Here is a 24,022-nt window from a genome sequence, read left to right as displayed (position 1 = left end):
AAGGCGGTTCTTCGAGTGCGTAATGCACCCGAGGAACCGCCTTTTTTTATAAACCCAATCTGATCTGTAGGAAGTGTTATGATTCCATCCCAGCTTCACTCTCTTCGTAATGGCTCGTATCCCCATGCAGCAGGATTTCCGGCACACCATCCGTAAAATCAACCCTGCATAAGCAGGTCGGATAAATGTAAGGCAGATCCCAGAGCTTAGGCAACGCTCTGCCCTCAAAATAGGCCATTAACAGCTTAATCACTACTGTATGTGTGACGATAAGAATGGTCTCACCCTGATGGGCAATGAGAATTTCCTGAAGCTTGCCCAGCGCCCGTGCCTGCACCTCTGCAAAGGTCTCACTACCCTCCACTTTAAACTGCTCAGGGTCTTGCCAGAAATTGCGATGCTGCTCCGAATACTCGCTTTCCAGCTCAGTAGAATCACGGCCTTCCCATACCCCCATGCCAATCTCTTTGAACGCCTCAGAGGTCTTAAGCGGAGTACTCCGCTCTCCTCGAATAATTTCAGCTGTGCGCAGCGCCCTTGGGCTGGGGCTTGCATAGATGACATCCAGCTGTTCAGTGTGCATCCCCCGGCTCAGCCATTCTGCCTGTTGCACACCAAGAGCCGTCAGTTCAGAATCCATATGTCCCTGCATCCGATGCTGCACGTTCCATTCCGTTTGACCATGCCGGGTTAAAAATATCGTTGTTGTACTCATGCCAGCTTCTCCTTCCGTTTCCCCTATCCAATGAGGTTTTACTTCCTGTTCTGTTCCATCCAGTTCACTGCATAATCTACGATTTCCCGTTGCGGAATCAATTGAGCGGTTGCGGAAGCAACCTGTCCATATGTAATAAGTCCCGTCTCTTGTCCAAACTGATCTGCCAGCTGAACGAAATCGTCAGAATCCCAATCCAGCTCCTTAAATTCCACCCACTGCCTAACTCCATCCACCATAATGGGCGCCCCGCCAAGGGTTTCCTTCTTGCCAGCATAAGATGCGCGGCATTCGGCAAGATGCAGAGAAGTATTATTAAGATTGCCAACACCCAGCAACAGTACATGTCCGCCCAAATCGTAAATCCGAGCCAGCGGAGAATCTTCCCCCAGACCCATTTCAAGCGAATGACCATACATAATTTCGTCTCTATGCTTGCCCCAAGCGGCAAACGAATGAATCGGATGGTCACTGCGTTTTACTCCTTTTTGTTTACGGAAGCAGTCCGGAATAACCCCCATTCCTCTAAGTTGGGTCAGGTCTGGATCATAAGCCGGCATCTGCTCGCGGATACTCTGCCACCACGCCTCCGGCACCGGTGGGTTGCTCCAGCCTGCGGGATCAGTCAGGTCACTGGAATGTGTGGGCATTACTAGCGTGCCAGATTCTCCGAGGACCTCCTCCAATGCCAAAATAACAGCGACCGGGCCCCCGGCTACCCATTGGCCTAACGATTTAAAAGAAGAATGCAATAAAATCGTCATGCCCGCCTTAACGCCCAGTCGACGAAAATCCGCTGCTAATGTCTGAACCGTAATCAAATTGCCTTGTATTTCTTCCACCCTTCATTCCTCCAATGAATCTTCTCAAATCCATTATATAGGAGGGCCGCTTCTAAATGCATCTTCAATAGCCTCAACACTCTTCGGATACTATTTTCGCTCTATAATCACCTGGGGAAATCCCCTCCAGCTCTTTAAAAACACGGGCAAATTGTTTACTGTTCTCGAAGCCTACTTCTTCTGAGACTGTTGCGAGCTTACTGCAGCCTTTTGCCAATAGCTCTTTAGCATGACGGATGCGGACCTTTTTTAAATAGATAACAAAATTCTCACCGGTATATGCCTTAAAGGCTTCGCTAAAATAAGAATAATTCAAGGATACATGATTGCTGACCATAGCCATATTCAGTGGACGGGCATAGTTGGCTTCAATATAGCTCAGTGCCTCTTCCATATCCGCATGCTCGGTATGCGCGGACCTTACGCCTACAATGTATTCATTCACACTCAAGAGTAAGTTCTCCAGCGCACGATAATATTCGTGGAAATGACGATAGTTGTACATATTGCCTACCGTACGATACAGCTTCAATACCTCTACCGAGGCTTCGCCATGTACCCGAAATACTTCATCCAACACCAGTTCGTTTACATTCTGTCCCACGGACTCCAGATAAGCTAGGTCCAGTTCCTTCAAATGCTCAGTTTGAAAAATCACAGATAGAAGATGCTTCATCTCCTTCTCGCGTTCTGTTCCCAGCATATTGAGCAGCTTGCGAAGCTCTTCCTTAGGTAACGGAAAGTTAGACCGTCCCTGACCAACATCCCCATAATCCAACAAACTCACTTGCGGATATAAAAAAGTATATTGCAGTGCCCGGCATGCTTCCTTATAACAGGAACGGAGGTCCTCAAGACTTCCTCCTTCGCTGCTAATCCCAATCGATAATCCCTTTATTTCCTTAGCTTCAGCTTGTCTGGACAGCTCTATAAAATCCTGTTTTCTGCTCCCGATCAAGACTAATTTGCCATCCCAATCCGTTGTGATTTCCGAGAAAAACTTTTCAAGCGGTCCGATCAATCGTTCCGCCAGTCCCTGAACATCCCCCGACTTCATTCTTGTTCCGTCATTGTAATAGTAATTCAACACACCAACTGTAAAAGGTGCTTGCAGATCACTTAGCCACTCTTGCTGCTCACGCTCCAGCGGAACCTCCTGCTGCATTAGCAGTCCCCGTAAACGACTGGACCGCAGTTCCCTGCGGAAGTGTTCCGTTTCCTGTTCCAGCTGCCTTGCGCTGAGATCCTGTTCTTCCTGTTCCTTATCGATATTCTTCAAAATTTCGAACAACTCATCTCGGCGAATCGGCTTCAGCAAGTAATCCTTTACGCGATAACGAATCGCGCTTTTGGCATATTCGAAATCATCATAACCGCTTAAGATGAGCACTGCTGGGCTTTTCTCACCACTTGTTAGCTTAGATATCTGCTCCAACAGTGTAATTCCATCCATCACTGGCATACGTATATCTGTAATAATAATATCTGCACCTTCGGTCTTAAATATCTCGAAACCCTCTGCGCCATTACTCGCCATTGTGATGGTATACATGGACGGAAATTCTCTTTCTATCATAGTCTTGAGACCGTAACGGATATTCTTTTCATCATCAATGATCAGTAGCTTCTTCATAGTTGTTTTTCTCCTGTCAAAAGAACTTTCGGCAAGGTCAGACGTACCATCGTCCAACTCCCTGCTTCACTCTGTACTACAAGCCCATATTCATCACCATAAAAGATTTGCAGTCGCTGATGTACATTTCTCAGTCCAATACCACCTGTTCGGCGGTCAACATCCCTCTGTTCTGAAGCACTCTCACAGCGCTCATCTTTCGCATAAATCGCCTCGTTCAAAGCAACCAAACGCTCTGGAGTTAAGCCGATGCCATTATCACGAAGCTCTATGCAAATATCACCTTCCGTTTCCGAAATATGAATATGAATGTTCGGGTCCTGTAAATTCTCTTTCTCGTCGCACCAAGCATGCTTAACACTGTTCTCTACAATAGGCTGCAGTGACATTTTCAGCACCTCCAGCTCCAAATATCGAGGTTCAATATGAAGCACTAACTTAACCGGATATTCAAAACGAATATTCATCACTTCAATGTAATTTTCAATGTGGCGGACTTCATCCCGCAGCTTCACATACTCTCCGGACCATTTAAAATTATAGCGCATCATCCCACCCAGCGAGGTCAGTGCGTCCGAGATCGTTCGCTGGTTCTCAATTTCAGCCAGCATTTTTATATTTTCCAGCGTATTATACAAAAAATGTGCGTCAATCTGGTTATGCAGCGTACGCAGCTCAGCCTCTTTAGACAACGCCTGCTTGCTCACTGCCTGAGCCACCAACGTATTGATGGTGTTCATCAGCTTGGAGAAATGATGGGCAAGCTCCCCGACTTCCCCTCCACCACGAATCATTATTCCAGTGTACGCTTCACCTCTACGCACTTTTTTCATCGTTTCGGTCAATCTACGCAGATTTTTTAGAATAAAGGCATTTGTCACATAAGCGATCAGCGTTAGTAAAGTAATAAAACCAACATTGGCTCCAATGATTAAGTTGCGCGTGCGGGAGATATCCTTCATCACTCCTTCCATTGACACTACATTTAACAAATAAGCATCAATTCGTTCTAGCGGAGTGTTAATTAACAAAAACGATTTACCATTCTCCGAGTAATTACTGTCCCATTCGCCAGTTTCCCGGAACTGCTTATACCGTTCTGCAATCATATCAGCCATCTCTAGATTATCCTGCAAAAAAGAATTGTCCGGCCTGGTGAAAAGCTGCAGCTCACTATCCACAAGAAACATCTGGGTCTGATTATCCCGTACATCTGTATACGTCTTGGGTGTAAATCGACTAAGCAGCATATCCACCTGCACCATGCCGATATGATTGTCTGCTGGCCGACTCTTCTCACGCAGCAAAGAAACCTTTGGCAGACTCTCCGTCGGTGCTCCCAAGTATCTCTGCATCAAATCCGGATCATTTTTCTGAAAAGACCAGTATTCCTGCCCCTTCAATTGAAGCGCTTTCTGAAACCATGGGGTGGAAGAAACCCGCTCTTCGCGAAAGATAATCGGCCAAATTTCATGCACCTTATTACTTCTCGAATACAGTCTTAAATGCTCAATATTCGGATTATTAAATTGAATACGAGTCATATTCACATAAGCATTTGTATTAAAATCAACCAAATCTACTAGCTGCGGTTCGGTTTCATTCGCTAAGAATTTTTCTACTTCGGCATCAGAATAAGCCATTTGCGCCGCCCGTTCCATCGCTTCGATCTGATTATGAATATGCAGCTTCTCCATTTGCGACAAATAATCATTTTTCTCGACGGCATCGCGGAGATAGGTATTATTAATGGCTTTATAGGAGTAGACAGAAACCAGCATACACGGGCCTAAAACAATAAAAACATAAGCTGCAATTAAACGGCTCTGAAGTGATCTTCGCCCCCACCAATAACTAAAAGAATGCCATAATGCTCTGGTTCGATCTCGCCTATTCACTTTATACACTTCTGTCCTGTCCACCTCGCTAAAATAGTGAATATTCAAATACTTAATATCTATTCCTTATTATAATTCGAAAATAACCCAAAAGCCCGCAGTTAGCGGGCATTTTGGGTCATACTTTTTATTTTATGGACAGCTTCACTTTATTCTCTTCATATTTCTTTTGTTGGTAGGCATCAAATACATCTTCGCCTTCCTTCTTTCTCTTCTCTAAATACTCATTCCAAATCTTATCGAATTCCGCATCGGAGGAAGCCATGAGCAATTTCGGCATAGTTTTACCGCGCAGCTGTTTCAGCTTCGAAGCGATGATACCTTCAGGAGAGTTTCCTGTTGGTTCGATTTGTTGGAACTCCGAGGAGCCTATGGATTTACCTCTAGTCCAATCTTCCAATTGCTTAAATGGTTCTACCGATTTAGGAGCCCATTGGTCTGTGATATTCGTATTTTGCAGCATCCAGAATGTAAAGGAAGATCCGATTTGCTTATCAAACGTCGAACGGTCTTTATTCATCAAATCAAACACTTCTGGTTTAAATTGATCTTTTCCATCAATCGTATCGTAGCTGACACCTTTTTCGCCTAAGAACAAGTCTTTGTTGCCTTCTTCACTGTTCAAGTAGCTGAGGAAGCGGATAGCACGTGCTTTATCCTTAACATCTTTGGAGATCAGTGTTACCGTCCAACCGGAGATACCAGGGCCATCAAGGGTTGGTTTATCCAAGTTGGTATTGGAAGGTCCGTCAACAGCGATATACGTTTTAGTTGGATCCTGTTGGTAAATCGTTCCTAGTTGTGCTGCAAAGTCTGTACGTTGATACAGCATTGCGAAATAACGGCCTTGGGCAATTTTTTCTTCCATTTGTGGGCGTTTGTCGATAAAGATATCTTTAGCCAGCAGACCGTCTTGATTCGCTTGACGAAGTGCCTTCATCCAGCGGATATATTCAGGATCGGTTTCACGAGCATATACCTTGCCATCTTTTTCTCTTGGGATTGCCAAGAAGTTCTGCAGGTAACCTTCCAAAGAATCGTTACCGTTCTCGGTAAATTCATGCAAACCAAGTGGAATAAGCGGCTGTCCATTTACGTCAGGGAATTTCTCTTTCGCTAATTTAAGCGCATTCAAGAAACCTTCTGGTGTGCGCATATCTGGACTTCCAATAGCTTCATACATATCCTTGCGGACAGCGAATACTTGGTTGGATACGTAATTTTCTCCATATTTCTCATAGTCGGCAGGAGAGGAAGAAGAGTTAGGATAGCCATACACATTGCCGTCTTCTTGTGTATACCAGCCCAGCTTATCAGCATCGGATACTTTAAAGAAGTACGGATCATATTCATCAGCAAGTTTGTTCAATGGAAGAACAAGTTCACCTTCGACCATTTTCTTAATCGCATCTTCCCAGAAGCCCAAAGTGATGAAATCAGGCAATTTACCGGATGCAATCAGCGTGTTAAGCTTCTCATTCTCGTTACCAGCCGGAACGATGAAATTAATATCAACTCCGGTCTTCTTAGTTACATATTGGGAGGTTGGGTCCACGCCCCATTTATTAGGGAACCATGAGAAGTTCAGGTACCAGTCAAATGTAATGGGTGAAGTATCAATCTTCCATCCCGGTTCATCTGCTGATAATGCAGCAGCAGTCGGTTCAGCACTTGCCTCCGTATTAGTAGCTTTAGCGCTGTTAGCATTACCTTCGGCATTCTTGCCAGCATTATTCCCGCTGGAGCAGCCTGCGGCTGACAATGACATCATTATTGCGAGAAGCAGAACTCCCATTGCTTTTGGCTTACGTTTCATGCCCATGCTTGTTTACCCCTTTTCTATGAATGTTAATTATAAGCTCAACCCCAGTGCCTACAGCTGTAGGCAACCGGAGGAGTTATCACTGCTAGATATCAGCCCTTAATGGAGCCGATCATCATCCCTTTAACGAAATAACGCTGCAGGAACGGATACACGAATACTATCGGCAATGTGGTCACTACCATCGTCGCCAGCTTAATGGACTGTGACGTTACGCTTCTCGTAACGCTGCTGCCTTGTACAGCGACCATCATTTGACTAGAGCTCGATTGTGCGACGACCCGGAACAAATACGTCTGAATCGGCTGCAGATCAGTATTATTGATATAGATCATGCCCGTGAAGTAATCATTCCACTGATACACGCCATGGAACAGCGCAATGGTAGCAATTACAGGCATGGATACTGGAAGTACGATTCTTAGAAAGATGGACCAATCATTAGCACCGTCAATCCGTGCCGCTTCTTCCAGCCCATCGGGAATCTCCCGGAAGAAGGTCATGAAGATAATAAGATCAAAGAAGCTAAACATAACCGGAATAATATAGACTAGGAAATTCTCCAATAGGTGAAGGTCCTTCATCAGCAGGAAGGTAGGAATGAGTCCCCCGCCAAAAAAGAGAGTCACTGTACCCATCAGCATGTAGAACTTACCGCCAATGAGGTTTTTTCTGGAGAATGCATAAGCTACCATCGCTGTGAAAAATACATGCAGTACAGTACCCAAAAGTGTTTTGGCGACAGTAACCCACATCGCCTGCATGATGCCGGGGCTGGCAAACACGGCCTCGAAATTCTCAAAGCTGAACATCCGCGGCCACCAGTAGATTCCTCCCCGCATGGCGTCATTACCGTTATTGAAGGCGTTAACCAATACGTACCAGATCGGGTAAAGCGTTATGAAGCAGATACATAACATGATGAGGTTATTGATGATATCGAACAGGGCCTCGCCCTTGGTTTTACGCTTAAGTGCAAACATATATGGTCCTCCTTATCCTAGAACAACGATGTATCGTTGATTTTTTTAGATACTTGGTTGGCAATCAGCAGCAATATTAGAGCGATAACCGATTTTAACAATCCAACTGCAGTTGAGTAAGAGAATCGGCCTGAGAGAATCCCTGTATAGTACACATAGTAATCAATTACATTACTTGCACTATCATTCAGTGAGTTGCGCAGGACCAGAATCTGATCAAAGTTGGAGTTCAGCACTCCGCTGACCGCGAGAATGAAGAGAATGCTGATTGTCGATTTAATCGCCGGCAAGGTAACATACCACATCTTCTGAAATCTGCCCGCGCCGTCGATTGTCGCCGCCTCGTACATTTCAGGAGATACACCGGAAATTGCTGCTAAATAGATAATCGCTGACCATCCAAGTTCTTTCCAGATATCAGAGGAGATAATAATTGTCCAGAAGTAACCAGGCTCAGCCAAGTATGTAATTGGCTGATCAATCAGATGAAGCGCTAGCAAAATGTTATTGATAATTCCTACATCAGCAAGCCATGTAGCCAAAATCCCTCCGAGTACCACCCATGAGAGAAAGTGGGGCAAATACGAAATCGTCTGTATGGTCTTCTTGAATTTCATTGAACGAACTTCATTCAGAAATAGAGCAAATATTATTGGCAATGGAAATCCGATAATTAGCTTAAACAAGCTGATGCCGAGCGTATTTTTAATTACATTCGAGAGATTGTCATCATCCATGAACTCTTTGAAATGTGTGAGTCCCACCCATGGGGCTTCTGCAATCGTTTTAACGATGTTGTAATCTTTAAAAGCAATGATAATTCCATACATGGGAATGTAGTTAAAGATTATCATCCACGCAATGCCGAGTAGAGCCATTGTCTGCAAATGACGCTGGGCAATGAACCTCTTCCAAAGCGGGCTCCGATTTACTTTACCGGTTTCGAAATTGCCAGGAATTAACGGCTTCATCGCTGAGCTTACTTCCATGCTTTTTTTGTTCTCCATCCTTTGGACCTCCAGGCTCTATATCTGTATTTAATCTAAAGCGCTTACAATGGTTATGTATCCATTGTATTTGCTTTTGCCTGTCTCCGTAAGGCTTTGAATTTCGGATTATAGGTACCATTTTTCGGATTGAGTGAAAATTTAAGGGCGAGCCGCAGCTCGCCCCTCTATTTTTATGCTAATACTGCTTGAATTTGTGCAATTTCTCCACGCCGCAGAGCCTCTGCCTCTTCACCGCGCACGAACGCTCCAGATATTTTAGTCACAGTTCCATTACGGTATACAAGCATCAAAGATTGAATGCTGACCTTCTTCTCGCCAAAGGTATTTTCACGTTTTGGGTTAGAATAGATTACCTCCGTATTCCCTAGGAAAGTGAAAGACAGTTTGCCCTCTTCATCAAACAGCCATCCTGGCAATACCGGATCGAGAGACAGCGTAAGCGCTCCATCCTCCATTCTGAAAACATGGCTTCCAGCCATCATTGTTCTCCACATGCTTAAGAATTCCGCGGTCGATCCACTAAGTCTCGCTACGAACCCCCTACCATGGTTATTTGGATCAGGATTGCCTCCAGTTGCGATAAATGATGAATTCTCCAGTGTACTGCGTCCATAAACAGCAGGATCAAGGAATGGCACCAGCGACGTCTTCAGCTCGCCGTAGAATTCCTCATACAGCCCGCCCTTCAGCAGCTCAAGCAAATACTTATAGGACATGTGCAGGAAGTTAGACTCCCGTTCTAGCCAGCCTGGTGTGAAGGCTCTCATCCGTCCGATTTCATGCGATTCACCTTCTAGACTAACAGAGGTCTGATACATAGATGTTGCCTGATCATACAGCTCTGTTTGCTTAATCAGATTATAGATTTTTTTTGCCTGCACCGGGTTCTTCATCGTCTTCAACCAGCGGGTAGGTCCTTCAAGGAAATAAGGCAAGGCATAAGCCTTAAACTCCTCTACCACAGCCTTTGGCAATCCGTATCCGCTAATGACTGGCTGACCCTCAGCATCTGTTACCTGATGGAATTTCTCCGCTTCAAAACGGAAATAGGTTGGGGTAAGTCCATTGCCCATTTCTACCGCCTTGTTGATCCCCTCATCAATTTTAACCAGGAACTTGGAAAGGGCTTCGCGGATGTGTTCCAAGGTTACTTCAGTTTCAGCACCAGTAATTCCAAACCGGATACTTGCTCTATAAGCTTCACGGGCTGAAGCTACTGTATCCCAATAGTTGAATTGTTCCACTTCTCCTGCTAGGACAGCAGTTACCGCGTGATATACCGCTTCAAGCAGCTCCGCGATTTCTTCTGGCAGCTTTACAGCTCCCTGTACATTCTCAGCACCGTTCAGCACATCCAGCAAAAAGACTACAGTACGCTTCAGCTCAAAAGTCTCACTCATTCCGGAGCCAAACAATCCCGGCAGACCGTTCATAGCATCGTTCCAGCCCGGCTTGTTGCCTTCCATCTCCACACCCATGCCGTAAGGGTCAAGCGTAGCAAATTTATTCAAAGCAAGAGACAACATCTTCACGAACAGATTGGTGTGGTAAATAGCACCTTGCCCACCTTTGGTACGCAGCCAATGGGTATCTCCAGCTTTCCATTTCAGCTTATGCAGCTTCTCCTCATCCTCAAGGAGGGCGCCATATTGCCGGGCTTTTCCGTCACTAATTACATACTTCTCACTACGTGGCAGCACATATGCTGGGCTGTCATAGAACGCATAAGTACTATCCCCAAATAAAAGCTCCTGCTTCTTGTCAGGGAAAATGTCCAAATAACCTACTACGAGATCCAAATTATATGTCCAGTGATCAGACCAGAAGCCTTCGCCAAAAGCAGCCTCAATGTTTTGCTGTGAAAGAGCCAGCAGACCCGACAGAAACTCCTGCTCACTAACCTTCAGCGTAACGTTTTGATCCGCAATGTAATTGATCAGGCTGCCTGGGGTGAACCGGCTGTTGCATAGCTTAACAAGCTCAGCTTGATGATCCGCAGCCGCTTCTCCGATCCATTCCGCAGCCTTCGCTTTGCTGTCTGGCTTCACTTCAAAGGTTGTTCCTTGAACACTTAGTGGGTTGTAGCCATCTGCTTGAATCAAGCTATAGAACATTTTGATGTTGAAGCTGCCCACCTTCGGATTAAAAAACACATCATTCCGGCGGTTCTGATTCATGTCACGGAAGTTACCATTCCCCTGTGAATAATATTCTGGGGCAAGTGAGAAGAAGTTATAGTCGCGCTCCAAATCGCCATGCTTGCGGGAATATAAATGAACTACAAAGCCATCTCCGCCATTGTCAAAAATAAAAGGATAGCCTCCGCGCAGGAAGTTATCGAGATAGGACTGACGGCAATAAGCATCGAACACAGCCGATGAAGTGTGCGTGGCAATGTCTTCTGTTAATTGCTCTGTCAGACCTGCGGCTTCCTTGGATTTGGACAGGATATATTCATCCCGGCATAACTGCTCCGCCTTTTTATTGATTTTGTCGATGTCATTTACATGCCCAACCAAAGTATTCAGGGTCAAGCTGCTGCCGGGTGCCAAACGTCTAGCCACACCACTGAAGCCGCAAGGAACCTTATTGACTGGATATTGTGGAAGCTCACTCAGCTCCGAAAGCGTTAATTCCGCAAAACGGTCTGGGTAAGTAAGAGAGGTATTGCCGCCGAAAATAAGTTCGAAATCAACGATTGGCGCGACTTTTTCTCCTTCTCCAGTAAACGACAGATAGAAATGTCCATTTGTGATTTCGCTAACCTGTGCACTATCATTGGTGCTGGAACGCAGCTTATAGAACGGAATACCGTTCTCCAGATTGTATACGTCCATCCAGCTGCGCAGCAGGTTACCAATCTCCTTGTAGCCGCTGTTTTCTACTCCGTAAGGCAAAATCTCAGGCAGACCATCCATCAGCTCCAGCTCAATCTCTTTGCCACCGATATTCTCAATCTCCACCCGACGTACCAACGCGGCATAATCATCATTAGGCAGATTGAAATAGTGTACAGTCGTCTTCAGCCCATGCCCGGCATGGCTTTCTTCAAGGGTCAGTCCGTTAGGCAAAATGGTCATGATCCGCTTGGCGGCAGAATCTGGACGTGCCGATTGAAATGGCTCATAAATCTCTTGCTCGCCTTTTATTTTAATAAAGGTTCGGAATCCGGTGGTTCCTACGTCTTTATAAGAGATATTTGCTGGAGAGAATTCCATGATTGGCGAGTTCTTGTCGCGTACCCCAAAGCTGCAAATCGCTTGCCCCCGGTTTACATAAAAAGTCCACATTGGAATTCCCTTAAGACCTGCAAGACCTGGCAGGAAACTAGAGAAAGGCTTTCCTGTATCAAACTGCTCCATTACAAAGTTACCTGATTGGAAATAATAATTACTCACGTTAATGTCCTCCTAAACTGTTACTTATTTATGAAATCAGATGCGTTACGATAGAATGAGGGGATAGCTCGCAGTTGGCAATCTCATCGCCAAGCCCCAGGGTTACTGTGCGAACTTCTTCGCTCTCATTCATCAATATGACAGCAATGCTGCCGTCCGGATTACGGAATGCTGTGGATAGGATTCCTTCCGCTTCAGAAGTAAAGCCAATCCGTACCGCACCTGGCGCGATAAATTTACTGAAATGCCCGATATAATAATAAGAGCTGTTATAGTGCAATTCGTCTGTTGTTGTATCTGCAATAATTGGGGCATCACAGAGATTCCCTACATGATTGGGCCCGCCGGTCTCATCCAGTACCAGGTTCCAGTCCAGGTACCCTTCTGTCCATGCATTGAGATCCCCAATCATATTTCTGCCGTAACGTTCACCTGTAAACCATTCGCCAAGCTTGACGCCGCCCTCTTGACAGCCCTCAGTGAACAATAGATGTTTGTCAGGAAATAGATCATGTACCTTCTCTACCTTGTCGAACTCCTCACCACCATACCAGTGGATACCTGTACCCCACACATATTGTGCAGCTTCAGGATCAGACAACACGACCGAAGCACGTTCGACCATAATATCGCGGTTATGATCCCAGATGACAATGTTCACATCGGAATGGCCTGCCTGCTGCATCACTGGACCGAGATGATTTTTAACAAAATCGCGTTCCTCTTCCGCACTATAAATGCAAGAATCCCAGACTTGAACAGCAGCCGGCTCATTTTGCACGGAAACCGCCCAAATAGGTACGCCTTCCTTCCCATAAGCTTCGATAAATTTGGTATAATAGCGTGCCCAAACTTCAGCGTATTCTGGCTTGAGTGATCCTCCATTATTCATTTCACCATTTGTTTTCATCCATGCCGGAGGGCTCCAAGGAGACGCCAACATCGTGAACGGTCCGCCTTTTACCTGCATTGCATCCTTAATCAGCGGAAGCACCCACTTATGATCATGAGAGATATCAAAGGTAGCCAGCTCCGTATCATGATCAGCGACATAAGTATAATTTCCAAGAGCAAAGTCACAGCTATGGATATGAACACGACCCATGTTATAGCCTAATCCCTCTACCGGATGAAAATAGCGGTGAATAACCTCTGCCCGTTTCTCAGGACTGAGCCGTGACAACGTATAGGCCGCAGCTTCTGTGAAAGCGCCGCCAAATCCGATCATCTTTTGGAACTCCTGCTCTGGCCTAAGCTCTACATCGGCAGATCCAGAATCTACTCTTGTGCTAAAAACAATTGCCTCTTTCGGAGTTAAGCGTTCCCCTGTATCTTTTGCAGTTACTACAGTTTGAACTTTTGCCATTTCATCCATCTCCTCTAATTGTTTTGTTACTAACAACAAGCACTGCCTTTACTGGATCACCATCCGATGTTAGGGTTCGAAGCGATGGGCCACTGAAACGTTTGAGAAAATTCAAGGAAGCCCTCGGTAAATTTTGATTTCATCTCAATTCGAAACCTATAATCGAAACCGGTTTCGATTATAACGAAAAAAAATGATCTAACGAGAGCAGGTAAAAAGCGGCATAACAATATGCCCATTATAGCCCTATTCCTCTGAATACGCTGTAGCAAATACCGCATAGAAAAAATTCAAGCTATGATGTCCTCTACTTTATCAGGACTCTTTTCTCTACGTCAAGATTTATCCTGTGGATAGCAGCCCGCTCTCTGTAGTTATGGAATTTGATACAGCTCTAATTCCTTCTAGCCGGAGGCGCACAGGATTCCCGTTCGATCACTTCTACCGGAACTAAAACCGCTTCCTTATCCAACTGTTTCCCTTCAATCGATGCTAAAAGAATGTCCGCTGCCCGGCTTCCTAAAAGTGCCGTATCCTGACGAATGGTTGTCAATGCAGGTGTAACATACTCAGCTAGATCAATATCATCGTAACCCACAACTGAAAGGTCCCGCGGTACGGAAAGTCCACTATCTTTTGCCGCCATAATAGCCCCTAAAGCTAACATGTCACCCGAAGCAAAAACAGCGGTTGGCCGATCAGGCAGCTTAAGAAGCTCCAGCATCGCGTTATAACCACTTTCACGAGAATAAAAAGCTCCATTCACAACATAGGACGCCGGCACTTCAAGCCCCTGCTGCTTCATAGCGTTCTTATACCCTAACTCCCGAGTTTTACCGGGAAAAGTGTTCATCCCCCCGGAAATATGAGCAATCTTGCGATGACCCAAAGAAATTAAATACTCTATCGCAAGCTGAGCTCCAGCCGTATTATCCGAACATACCGTATGCGACTGGTTAGTCTCAAAATCCAGAATCACAGTAGGAATATCACTCTCTAGCAGCTCACGGAAATAGGGGTCCTCGTAATCAGACAAGAAAACGACAACACCATCTACACCACGGATTCGGCAATTCTCCAAATACCCACTTTGTTTACCCCCAACATCCTTGGAAATAAACATGAGGGCATACCCCTTATCCACAGCAACCTTCTTAAAGCTCTCAATCACAGCGCTAAAAAAGGGATGGCGAATACCAAATCCCGTATTCTCTACAAACAATACACCAATGGTCCATGATTTCTTAGTAGTCAGTGTACGGGCATGGGAATTCGGCAAATATCCCATTTCTTGGGCAACCCGAAAAATTTCCTGGCGAGTCTTCTCCCGTACATCGGAATAATTATTAAACGCCTTGGATACCGTTGTAGGAGAGTAACCGGTTCTTTTGGCAATATCGTATATAGTTGTCAATCCGGTTCACTCCTTGCCCAGACTAATGAAATACCTTCTGTTCACTGCAATTTTAACGTCTTTCGGTACCGCCGTCCAGCAAAAAGTAACTTTGTACGGAAGGAAGCAGCGTAACAGCTTGGATCAAAAGCCCTAGACTCATATAGACCAGATGTATGATTACCACACTGTCGAGCATATACGTCTGTACCATAATCCAAATAATTAGACCAAAGCCGATATATAGGGACAATGCCCAGAAGCTATATAATTTCTTAAAGGGATTCAAAGTATTCACCCAATGCCATTCTGGTCTCTTGATCAACCCATATAACACGAGCATGGGCAGGATACCAAATACGATGAATAGCAAAATACCCGGAATTAAAAAATCTGAAAATGGCGATCTTTCCAGCATAGATGTGGGTATGTGTATCAGATCACCACTAGGATCTATGACCATTGACCCGCCTCCTGCTAACGCTCCAACCCCCAAAAATATATGAAAAATATAAAGCAATGTTACCGTAAACGGCCTTCTTTTGGTTGGCTTCATTTCAGTACCCCTTCCCATGTTTAAAAAGTAGAGCATTCCTTACAGCTCTTTTCGATTTTACATGTTTTTCCTGAATGTCACCAAGACAGATATCACACAAAAAGCCGTATTTAAGCTTTTTTTGAGTGCGATGTGAACGATTGTATTTTACGCTATACTAAGATTAGAACGAAATGTTAACCCTGCCGACTGAATCTAATAAATAAAATACATTGGATCCTAAAAAACAAGGAGACAGGACGGGCGCTAAGTTGCGCTGAACCTAACATATCTATGAACGATACCCATCTTTTATCCACCAAACAATGTACCTATTGCCAGCAACAGAAGCCGCTCTCTGAATTTCGTAAACGTACCGGCAAACGTTCCAAAGGTCAGTCTCGCCGTGGCGCTTGTCGGGAGTGCCGCAATCAACGACAAAACATAGATCTCACTCTTGCAGCAGGTCCCATTCCAGTACAAACTGATACCATTCAATCCCCTTCTTTGGCTGTCAAGGAACGCTCCAAACAAGGAAAGCCTACGGTTGCTTCTTCACCGCAATCCAACCCAAATCAGCGCATACGGGGCTTGGAACAACGAAGGAAACATTCTCATTCTCAAGGCGCGAAACTGAGTCCCGAAGATCCAACGCAATTGATTCCCTCTGCCAAAGGGAAAATTCTAATGCGTGGCCACAGTGATAAAGGACGGCGCTGGCATCAGGAAATTGACTACGAGCTTGCAGTTACTCTAGTCAGAGAACATGCCGCTATCGTAGTGAATCGCCGAACCATCCGCCGGATTTACAGCAATAAGGATTTCCGTGCTTATATATTGACCAGAGACAACTATACTTGCTACTTCTGTGGCTCCTATGGAGACACTATAGATCACTTGCTCCCCCGTGCTAAAGGTGGCCATACTACTCCGGATAATTGCGTTTGCGCTTGTACGTTATGTAATCAGACCAAAGCCGATCAGTCCGTTGAGGATTTTATGAGCAGATAAAAAAGAAAAGCGCCCCAATCTCTGTTGATTAGGGGCGCTTTTTTATAAAAATCAAAAGTAAAGTTTATTGTTGTTAGTTAGCAACAATATTCTTAACTCGTCCTACCTGTCCACTGGTTAAACGCACCTTGATGCCATGCGGATGTCGAGGTGAGTTCGTGAGAATATCCTTTACCGTTCCATGTGTTAGCTTACCCGTCGGCTGATCCTGCTTAAGCACAATATCCACTTCAAGCCCAGGACGAATATCGGCTCTTACCTGTCCGTTCATGATGTAATCCCCTTTCAATGGGTTATAATGTTGTCAACTATACTACATAAGGAGGAGACGTAATGGCCTTTGGCATCAACAGAGAAGAATTAACCCGCTGGAAAAAGGCTGTCTCCGCAGGAGAGATCGCTTTCTTAACCCATTACTGGCTAGACCCGCGTTTTCCCGGCATGACTACTGTCACCAAGGTCGGCTGTAGTGACCTAACCAGACTAACATATTGGTGTGAGGAAAATGGACTGCCGGCTAAATATATTCATAATCGTTCGCCATTCCCCCACTTTGACCTTTTGGGACCCAAACAAGCAGAAATCCTTCGGAAGGAAGGATTATGGGAACAGTTGGAACGTTTCAAAATGCTCTAAAATCACTTCTTTTTACGTAAATCCTGCATGATCTTGCGGCCGGTAGGTGTCTGTGCTAATCCGCCACCTGCGGTCTCGCGGTGTTTTTCTGGCATAGCTGAGCCTACCTCAAGCATGACCTTGATTACTTCATCTGAAGGAATCACGCTACGTACGCCAGCCAGTGCCATATCGGCGGCGGCGAGCGCGGTCACTGCACCGAATCCGTTTCTAACGATACAAGGAATCTCTACAAGTCCTCCCACCGGATCACAAATCAGTCCTAATGTGTTCTTAAGCGCCAGTCCAACAGCATGCACTGCTTGTGCAGGCGTTCCTCCACGCAGTTCGGTTAAAGCTCCTGCCGCCATCCCGATGGCCGACCCGACCTCCGCCTGACAGCCACCCTCTGCACCAGATACAAACGAATTGTTGGCAATGACATAACCGATCGCTCCTGCAGCGAACAAACCGGAAACCATATAGTCATCATCCCAGCCAAACCGTTCCTGGCAGCTGAGAAATACACCCGGAATAATTCCGCATGAACCTGCGGTAGGTGTAGCAATTATGCGGCCCATTGAGGCATTAACCTCGGACACAGCCAAGGCATAGGCCATTGCTTGACCAGCGGGTCCACCTAGGCATGGTTCATCTGCTGCGTTATAGGCTCCTACACGCTGGGCATCCATTCCCGTAAGACCGCTGCGCGAAGTGGTATCTTCATGCATCCCACGATGAACAGCCTCTTTCATCACCCCATAATATTCACGCATAGTGGCAAATTCCTGTTCACTGGAACGTCCCGATTCCGCGCTTTGCTCTTCAAGCATAAGGGCTCCAATGGTAAGGCCACGTTCCTCACATAATACAGCCAGTTGACTAAGTGTTTGAAAATTCATGTTAAGCTTTCCTTCCCCTTCTCATCTTGCTTACCCTCGTTTAAATTAACCAATTTCACTGATTTCACCGCAGTGAGCGCTTTAAGCGCTTCAATAAGCTCTGGAGTAGCAGCTTCATCCAGCTCCAGTACCGTTAAGGCTGCACCGCTGCGATTCTTCCGATCCAGAGACATATGCCCTATATTAAATTGTCCGTTACGCATCACTTCTGTAACACTCGCCAGAACACCTAAATAATCCATATGATGAATCAATACCGTCGGATACATTCCCGTAAGCTTTACTCCAAAACCATCCACATCGACGATCTCAATGTTTCCACCACCGATGGATGTCCCCGTTAAAGTCAGCTCACTTCCTGTCTCTTGTCCGATAAGATGCAGTTTAACTGTGTTAGGATGAGGAAACAATCCCGTTCCTTGCTCAAAAGATACTTCCATCCCAGCTTCAGCCGCTAACTCCAGAGAGTCGGGTAACCGATGATCATCGGTAGCGTAATCCAAAAGTCCTCCGACAATAGCCCTGTCTGTGCCATGGCCCTGATAAGTAGCTGCAAAAGAACCAAAAAACGTCACTTCTGCCACACGCGGCACTTCACCCAGCACCTGCCTTGCAGCCCTTCCGATCCGTGCCGCACCGGCTGTATGCGAGCTTGAAGGCCCGACCATGGCCGGACCAATAATTGAAAACACATCTTTAAAACGCATAAAAGACCTCCTGCCTGCAAAATAGGCAATTATCAAACTCATATATAGTATACTGCACTGGCAGTCGGAGTTCACCGTTACATTTGCTGTGATATATCCACTTCTAATCTAATGATATTTTACTTAGATAGTATTTTCATTTCACATCTTATGTATCACAAGATATCCTGGGAGTATAACATAATTCCACCTCTATACTGCCAGCCTATCCCTTCCCAGAATCCTCTTCCTTGTTCATTGGTTCCAATCACCATCAGATGACATTTTGCGATACCAGCTGCATGTAAATTACCGAGGCAACGCTTTACAAGCTCACGCCCGATGCCCATGCCTCGGCAGTCATTACTAACTGCAACATGATACATATAACCTCTTCGCCCATCATGTCCACACAATGCAGTTCCTACAATCCGGCCGTCTTCATTCTCGCAGATCTGGCTGAAGCCAGCATTACGCTCCAGATAACGCGCAATCTCCAGTCTCGAATCCGCTTCACTAAGTCCCATTCCCTCTGTATTTTCCCATAGCTGGTAGGCAGCTTCATAATCATCCGCAATCATCTCTCGATAATTCATGTCTATCCCCTCGCTTGTATAGAATGACAAAAAGCATAAAGAGCACTCCGCGGAAGCTTTTCCAGCATCAGCAGCGCTTCATAAGGGTCACCTTCCAAGCCCAGCACTTGCGCGAAGGCAGGTTCGGTCTTCCACCCGTTTGTTTTCATTGTAATGATCTGCTGGCGAAAATCATTATCCAGCTGAGCTAGAATTTCCGCTTCAATGATCATATGTAAGTAACCATTCTGCAGAGCTGTGGGTCGCGGCTGCCCAAACAGTTCTATAGGCCAGCCACCGGCCATAAAGTTAATTTTCGTTCGTGGGACCCCATCAACCACACGCGATACACTAGTAAACTCATCCATGGTTCCGAAATATCGACTAACAACGTCCGTAAACTTTACGGAATCATGCACCTCACAAATAATATCCAGATCGCTGCCCTTCACCTGAATTCCAAGCGGCACTGTGCCAACCAGCACCGGGTTATAGTCGGCCAGCAAACTCATAATATTTAATTTTCTTAACAGGGTATAGACCTCTTTTTGCACTGGAGTTCCACAATTCAGATAATCTATGTTTCGCCAATCATTCATCTCTGACAAACGCTCCCTCGAACTAGGTTATAAACACAGGCAGGACCGGATAACAGCGCACGCTTTTCTAGGCGCATGCATAGAAATATACGGAAGATAGAAGGCAAGGAGGAGTGTATGTAAAAATGAACCCCACCTACCCCTATTATGGGGAACAAACGATATGTAAGGAACAGCCTATTGCTTTTCCCCCACAGCACCAAGACCGTCAGCCTGGTCTAGAGAGTCTAATGAATCCTCGCCCCATCAGTGAAAATCCGGAGATCACCAGCAGCGGAAAGCTAAAAGGAAAAATTGCGCTCATCACCGGAGGCGACAGCGGAATTGGTAAAGCGGCGGCCATTGCTTTTGCAAAGGAAGGCGCAGATGTCGCTATAGCTTATTTATACGAAGCTTCAGATGCAGAGGTCACTCAGCGGCGAATTGAAGAATTAGGGCAACGTTGTTTGCGGATCGAAGTTGATTTACGCCATAAGGAAAACTGCTTCAAGGCTGTGGAGCATACCCTTCGCACTTTTGGCAAGCTGGACATCCTCGTCAACAATCATGGTGTCCAGTATCCGCAAAAAAGTATTCTGGATATCACGGAAGCACAGCTCTACCAAACGTTTCAGACGAATATATTTCCATTCTTTTACCTGACACAAGCCGCACTTCCACATCTAAAAAAAGGCGCAGCCATCATCAACACTGCTTCCATTACTGCCTATCAAGGAAATAAAGAGCTTATAGATTATTCCTCAACTAAAGGCGCGATCGTCTCCTTTACCCGCTCTTTAGCCTTATCACTCGTAGACTCTGGCATTCGTGTCAATAGCGTAGCTCCCGGACCTGTATGGACACCACTAATTCCCTCCAGCTACTCTGCAGATGAGGTTAGTGTATTTGGGACGGATACACCCTTTAAACGTGCCGCACAGCCATATGAGTTAGCAGGAGCCTATCTTTATTTAGCGGGACCGGATTCTTCGTATGTTACCGGGACATGTATTCATGTCAATGGTGGAGACATGGTCACCAGCTGATGCATTACACCACGAGAGGAATGTATATCAAATGAATAAGATAAATGATTATGATATCTCTTCTGTCCGCCTAAGCAGTGGCATGTACGCATTAACCAAATTAGCCTGCGCAGGGCTAACTTACGTCCTTATTACCTTACTTATGCTTGGATTTCCACAATCCGATGGAATTCCTGAAGGCTGGCCACTATCGATTCCTTATGCCATTTATGCTTATGGATTGCCTGCGGCGTTAGTAGCAGATGTACTGCTGCGTATTCTGCGCTCCAAATCCCCTATCCTGCCCCTTGCTGTATATGTCGTCACGGGTTTTGGTGCAGGTCTATGGCTGGCAGCGGAACAAGGTGCAGAGTATCTGCTATGGGGTCTGGGTGGAGTCCTTGGACTACTCCTTCTCAGAGTGACCCAGCTTGGTGTAGAAAGGTTTCCTCTGTTGCTGCCAGTATTCGCCCTATTTCTGCCACTGCTCTGCTTACTGCTGTCATAAGCCTTATTAGGGATACTCAAAGCGCTTCAATGATATCTCCGGCAATAATAGCCGCCGGATTATTCCGCTGACGGGCTGCTTCCTCTCCTGCTAATCCGTGCAGGTATACCCCAAAAGCTGCTGCCTGCGTAGCATGAAGTCCCTGAGCCAGCAGGCTGGAAATCATGCCCGTTAGCACATCACCAGCTCCACCAGTGCCCATGCCGGGATGGCCTGTGGTATTTACATAAGCTTGCCCTTCAGGAGTTGCTATCACGGTATGTGCTCCTTTTAACACAAGCGTAACCCCATGCTCCTTGGCATAGTCCATAGCCAGACCGATTCGGTCACGTTGGACCTCAGCCGTAGTTAGGTTAGCCAGGCGAGCCATTTCGCCTGGGTGAGGTGTCAGAATTACAGAATGACGGCGCCGCGCCCAACTCTTATAATCGGAGTCAGCCAGAATATTTAAAGCATCCGCATCGATAACCAGCGGGCAATCACTGCCTTCCCAAAGACTGCGAAGCCAATCTGTATCACCCGGGAACCGTCCAAGACCTGGTCCCACAGCGATTACATCTCGCTCTTCGCTTAACTTCAGTAGCTCGGGCGCGGTCTCAGCCTCCCAGTTTCCCTCTTCACTGCCACCTACATCAGCCAGCATGAGTTCAGGAACAACACCGATGACGGAAGGTAACAGCTTCTTAGGAAGCGCCCACGTCACCAATCCGCAGCCCGTGCGCAGCGCAGCACGGGCTGCCAGTAGTCCGGCGCCGCTCATCCGTAAGGTGCCGGCAGCAAGGAGTACATGCCCATAAGTTCCCTTATGGCCTTCTGGCGACCGCCGCCGGGCCAGATCGACCCCCAGATGGGCATGCAGCACTTCCGGTGTCAGCAGATGAGTCTGCACACCGCTGTTAAGAGCCAGAGCAGTCGGAATGCCGATGGCCCGTACCTTGACATGCCCCGCTGCGCCTGCACCGGGGTATTGCAGGAGGCCTCGCTTGAGAAACGCGAGGCATACCGTCACTGACGCATGAATGCAAGGCCCATGCGTCTCTCCTGTGTCCGCGTTCAGACCACTGGGGATGTCCGCGGACACAATGACCTTGCCGCTGCTGTTCGCTGCGGCAATCAGCTCCGCATAGGCGCCGCGCGGGGCTCCCGCGCCGCCGGTGCCGAGCAGCGCATCCAGGATGCCGCTGCACTCGGCAAGGTCCAGCCGATCCCTGCCGTATACTACGGCAGGCAGGCCCATGGCTGCAGCCGCATCGCGCTGCAGGGCGGCCTCGCCGGAGAGCGACTCCGGCGGCACCGCATAGACGAGCGTGACGGCGATGCCGGTCTCGCGAAGGTACCGTGCGGCGGCGAGGCCATCGCCGCCGTTGTTGCCTTTGCCGACGAGGATGAACCATCGCTCGGCGGCGGCAGAGGCAAGCGTCAGCGCATGATCTGCGCTGACCTTAAATGCCTTGCCTGGGTCACCCAGCGCGGCCTGCTTTAGCCCGGCATCGTTCCCTTCGGCTGCATCTCTGCAGCCTGCCCCGCCTCTCTCCCGGCAAAGCGCGATGATCTCCTCTGCGATAACTCTTCCCGCATTCTCCATCAGCGCAATCGCTGGAATCCCCAGCTGCTGGATCGTTTCGCTGTCCAGCTGCCTCATTTGCTCAGCAGTTACCAGATACATGATTTAGCCCCTTTCCGCTATCTACCGTTCCAAAGCTTCACACGCAATTCCAAGTACAATCCCGAGCGCAAGTCCGGCGCAAGTCTGATATCAGTAAGCGACAGTAAATCTGGCCCGACTAAAATTCCCTTCCTCCAGCTCGTCCACCATAGCTACAGCGAAATCCTCCACACTAATCTTGCTTTCACCATTCTCATCTAGAATAAGACGGTCCAATCCGATGCGGAAATGACCTGTACGACGACCTGGATGAACTACCGCAGCAGGACTGAGATACGTATAATCCAATTCTGTATTTTTGTAAATCTCATAAGCCTGCGCATGCGCCTCTGCAACTGGTTTAAACTCTTCCGGAAAATCCGGTGTATTCATCAGCAGCTCTCCAGTTTCAGTCTTTAAGCTACCTGCACCTCCAATAACCAACAGCCGATTTAACCCTGCCGTCTGCATACCCTCCACCAACGCTTTTGCCGCCGTAATCAGATCCTGCTCGTGGCCCGCTCCTGGTCCATAAGCACTGATTACCTCTTCATGGCCACGGACCGCAGCTGCTACTGAAGCCGGATCAAGAATATCCACCGTTGTGACATGTAAACGCTCGTGTTCGAGAGTTACTGACTCTGGATTGCGTACCGCAGCTGTTACTTCGTGTTTTCTTTTTAATGCCTCCTGTACAATTGCCTTTCCAATCGTTCCTGAAGCGCCCAATATTACAACATCCATCTTGTTGTTCCTCACATTCTACGAGCAAGACCATTATCGTGCAGCCTTCTGCTCAATTATTTTTTTGATGCTCATCTGAATAGCTTTTCCCTTACAGCCTTTAAACATTATTTATCCCCTGAGATCCAATCGAAACCA

General features: G+C 46.7%; 22 protein-coding genes. 4 read left to right on the top strand and 18 right to left on the bottom strand.

Annotated features, from left to right (window positions below):
- Positions 1–76: 76 nt before the first annotated feature.
- The 11 genes from NSQ91_RS02420 to NSQ91_RS02370 all read right to left on the bottom strand — a co-directional run bounded on the left by NSQ91_RS02420 (position 77) and on the right by NSQ91_RS02370 (position 15,523).
- Positions 77–715, bottom strand: a complete 639-nt coding sequence (locus NSQ91_RS02420) for a histidine phosphatase family protein (protein WP_076302339.1) — start codon at positions 713–715, stop codon at positions 77–79.
- 38 nt (positions 716–753) lie between these two features.
- Positions 754–1,557 (bottom strand): aminoglycoside N(3)-acetyltransferase, encoded by an 804-nt coding sequence (locus NSQ91_RS02415; RefSeq protein WP_036682594.1) that lies wholly within the window; start codon positions 1,555–1,557, stop codon positions 754–756.
- 73 nt (positions 1,558–1,630) lie between these two features.
- Positions 1,631–3,190 carry a response regulator gene (locus NSQ91_RS02410; protein WP_076304337.1) on the bottom strand — a complete coding sequence of 520 codons (1,560 nt, stop codon included), beginning with the start codon at positions 3,188–3,190 and terminating at the stop codon, positions 1,631–1,633.
- A complete protein-coding gene (locus NSQ91_RS02405; protein WP_081387132.1) occupies positions 3,187–5,097 on the bottom strand; it encodes a cache domain-containing sensor histidine kinase in 1,911 nt (636 codons plus the stop codon). The genes NSQ91_RS02410 and NSQ91_RS02405 overlap by 4 nt, the downstream gene beginning before the upstream one ends.
- Before the next feature lie 118 nt (positions 5,098–5,215).
- Entirely contained in the window at positions 5,216–6,910 is a 1,695-nt protein-coding gene (locus NSQ91_RS02400; RefSeq protein WP_036682600.1) for an extracellular solute-binding protein, read from the bottom strand.
- A gap of 92 nt (positions 6,911–7,002) precedes the next feature.
- Complete coding sequence (locus tag NSQ91_RS02395; protein ID WP_036682603.1) at positions 7,003–7,893, bottom strand: carbohydrate ABC transporter permease; 891 nt, start codon at positions 7,891–7,893, stop codon at positions 7,003–7,005.
- A gap of 17 nt (positions 7,894–7,910) precedes the next feature.
- Positions 7,911–8,900: an ABC transporter permease gene (locus tag NSQ91_RS02390; RefSeq protein ID WP_036682605.1), complete on the bottom strand. Its 990-nt coding sequence runs from the start codon at positions 8,898–8,900 to the stop codon at positions 7,911–7,913.
- 173 nt (positions 8,901–9,073) lie between these two features.
- Positions 9,074–12,301 carry a cellobiose phosphorylase gene (locus NSQ91_RS02385; RefSeq protein WP_076304336.1) on the bottom strand — a complete coding sequence of 1,076 codons (3,228 nt, stop codon included), beginning with the start codon at positions 12,299–12,301 and terminating at the stop codon, positions 9,074–9,076.
- A gap of 28 nt (positions 12,302–12,329) precedes the next feature.
- Positions 12,330–13,667: a glycoside hydrolase family 30 protein gene (locus tag NSQ91_RS02380; RefSeq protein WP_076142079.1), complete on the bottom strand. Its 1,338-nt coding sequence runs from the start codon at positions 13,665–13,667 to the stop codon at positions 12,330–12,332.
- A 394-nt stretch (positions 13,668–14,061) separates the two neighbouring features.
- On the bottom strand, positions 14,062–15,081 hold the full coding sequence (locus NSQ91_RS02375; RefSeq protein ID WP_076124550.1) for a LacI family DNA-binding transcriptional regulator: 1,020 nt from the start codon (positions 15,079–15,081) through the stop codon (positions 14,062–14,064).
- Between the two features lie 52 nt (positions 15,082–15,133).
- Positions 15,134–15,523: a hypothetical protein gene (locus tag NSQ91_RS02370; protein ID WP_249267764.1), complete on the bottom strand. Its 390-nt coding sequence runs from the start codon at positions 15,521–15,523 to the stop codon at positions 15,134–15,136.
- A gap of 366 nt (positions 15,524–15,889) precedes the next feature.
- Here NSQ91_RS02370 and NSQ91_RS02365 point away from each other — a divergent pair, with 366 nt between their 5' ends.
- A complete protein-coding gene (locus NSQ91_RS02365) occupies positions 15,890–16,606 on the top strand; it encodes an HNH endonuclease (protein WP_076124553.1) in 717 nt (238 codons plus the stop codon).
- A 73-nt stretch (positions 16,607–16,679) separates the two neighbouring features.
- Here the strand turns inward: NSQ91_RS02365 and NSQ91_RS02360 are convergent, their stop codons facing one another.
- The gene (locus NSQ91_RS02360) at positions 16,680–16,877 is read right to left on the bottom strand and encodes a YwbE family protein (RefSeq protein ID WP_036682616.1); all 198 of its coding nucleotides are present in this window, start codon (positions 16,875–16,877) and stop codon (positions 16,680–16,682) included.
- A 62-nt stretch (positions 16,878–16,939) separates the two neighbouring features.
- Here NSQ91_RS02360 and NSQ91_RS02355 point away from each other — a divergent pair, with 62 nt between their 5' ends.
- On the top strand, positions 16,940–17,242 hold the full coding sequence (locus tag NSQ91_RS02355) for a hypothetical protein (protein WP_076124555.1): 303 nt from the start codon (positions 16,940–16,942) through the stop codon (positions 17,240–17,242).
- A gap of 2 nt (positions 17,243–17,244) precedes the next feature.
- Here NSQ91_RS02355 and sdaAA read toward each other — a convergent pair whose 3' ends face one another.
- The 4 genes from sdaAA to NSQ91_RS02335 form a co-directional block, all read right to left on the bottom strand.
- Positions 17,245–18,123 (bottom strand): L-serine ammonia-lyase, iron-sulfur-dependent, subunit alpha, encoded by an 879-nt coding sequence (sdaAA, locus tag NSQ91_RS02350; RefSeq protein WP_036682621.1) that lies wholly within the window; start codon positions 18,121–18,123, stop codon positions 17,245–17,247.
- The gene (gene sdaAB / locus NSQ91_RS02345; protein ID WP_076142076.1) at positions 18,120–18,830 is read right to left on the bottom strand and encodes an L-serine ammonia-lyase, iron-sulfur-dependent subunit beta; all 711 of its coding nucleotides are present in this window, start codon (positions 18,828–18,830) and stop codon (positions 18,120–18,122) included. Before sdaAB ends, sdaAA begins: the two co-directional genes overlap by 4 nt.
- A gap of 155 nt (positions 18,831–18,985) precedes the next feature.
- Positions 18,986–19,405 (bottom strand): GNAT family N-acetyltransferase, encoded by a 420-nt coding sequence (locus NSQ91_RS02340; RefSeq protein ID WP_076304335.1) that lies wholly within the window; start codon positions 19,403–19,405, stop codon positions 18,986–18,988.
- A 2-nt stretch (positions 19,406–19,407) separates the two neighbouring features.
- Positions 19,408–19,983 carry a DUF4269 domain-containing protein gene (locus NSQ91_RS02335; protein ID WP_076304334.1) on the bottom strand — a complete coding sequence of 192 codons (576 nt, stop codon included), beginning with the start codon at positions 19,981–19,983 and terminating at the stop codon, positions 19,408–19,410.
- Between the two features lie 125 nt (positions 19,984–20,108).
- Here NSQ91_RS02335 and NSQ91_RS02330 point away from each other — a divergent pair, with 125 nt between their 5' ends.
- Together NSQ91_RS02330 and NSQ91_RS02325 are read left to right on the top strand one after the other, a co-directional pair.
- Entirely contained in the window at positions 20,109–21,008 is a 900-nt protein-coding gene (locus tag NSQ91_RS02330; RefSeq protein ID WP_076304333.1) for an SDR family oxidoreductase, read from the top strand.
- A 31-nt stretch (positions 21,009–21,039) separates the two neighbouring features.
- A complete protein-coding gene (locus tag NSQ91_RS02325) occupies positions 21,040–21,495 on the top strand; it encodes a hypothetical protein (protein WP_076142073.1) in 456 nt (151 codons plus the stop codon).
- Positions 21,496–21,511: 16 nt separating this feature from the next.
- Here the strand turns inward: NSQ91_RS02325 and NSQ91_RS02320 are convergent, their stop codons facing one another.
- Together NSQ91_RS02320 and NSQ91_RS02315 are read right to left on the bottom strand one after the other, a co-directional pair.
- Positions 21,512–23,161, bottom strand: coding sequence for an NAD(P)H-hydrate dehydratase (locus NSQ91_RS02320; RefSeq protein ID WP_340916293.1), 1,650 nt, complete (start codon positions 23,159–23,161; stop codon positions 21,512–21,514).
- A 90-nt stretch (positions 23,162–23,251) separates the two neighbouring features.
- Positions 23,252–23,884 (bottom strand): NAD(P)-dependent oxidoreductase, encoded by a 633-nt coding sequence (locus tag NSQ91_RS02315; RefSeq protein WP_076306498.1) that lies wholly within the window; start codon positions 23,882–23,884, stop codon positions 23,252–23,254.
- Positions 23,885–24,022: the final 138 nt, after the last annotated feature.

Source organism: Paenibacillus sp. FSL R7-0048, from assembly GCF_038004505.1.
In the GTDB taxonomy this organism is placed as follows: Bacteria; Bacillota; Bacilli; order Paenibacillales; family Paenibacillaceae; genus Paenibacillus_AQ; species Paenibacillus_AQ odorifer.
Note: the sequence above shows the minus strand (reverse complement) of the source record. Positions and strands in the feature narration are given on the sequence as shown.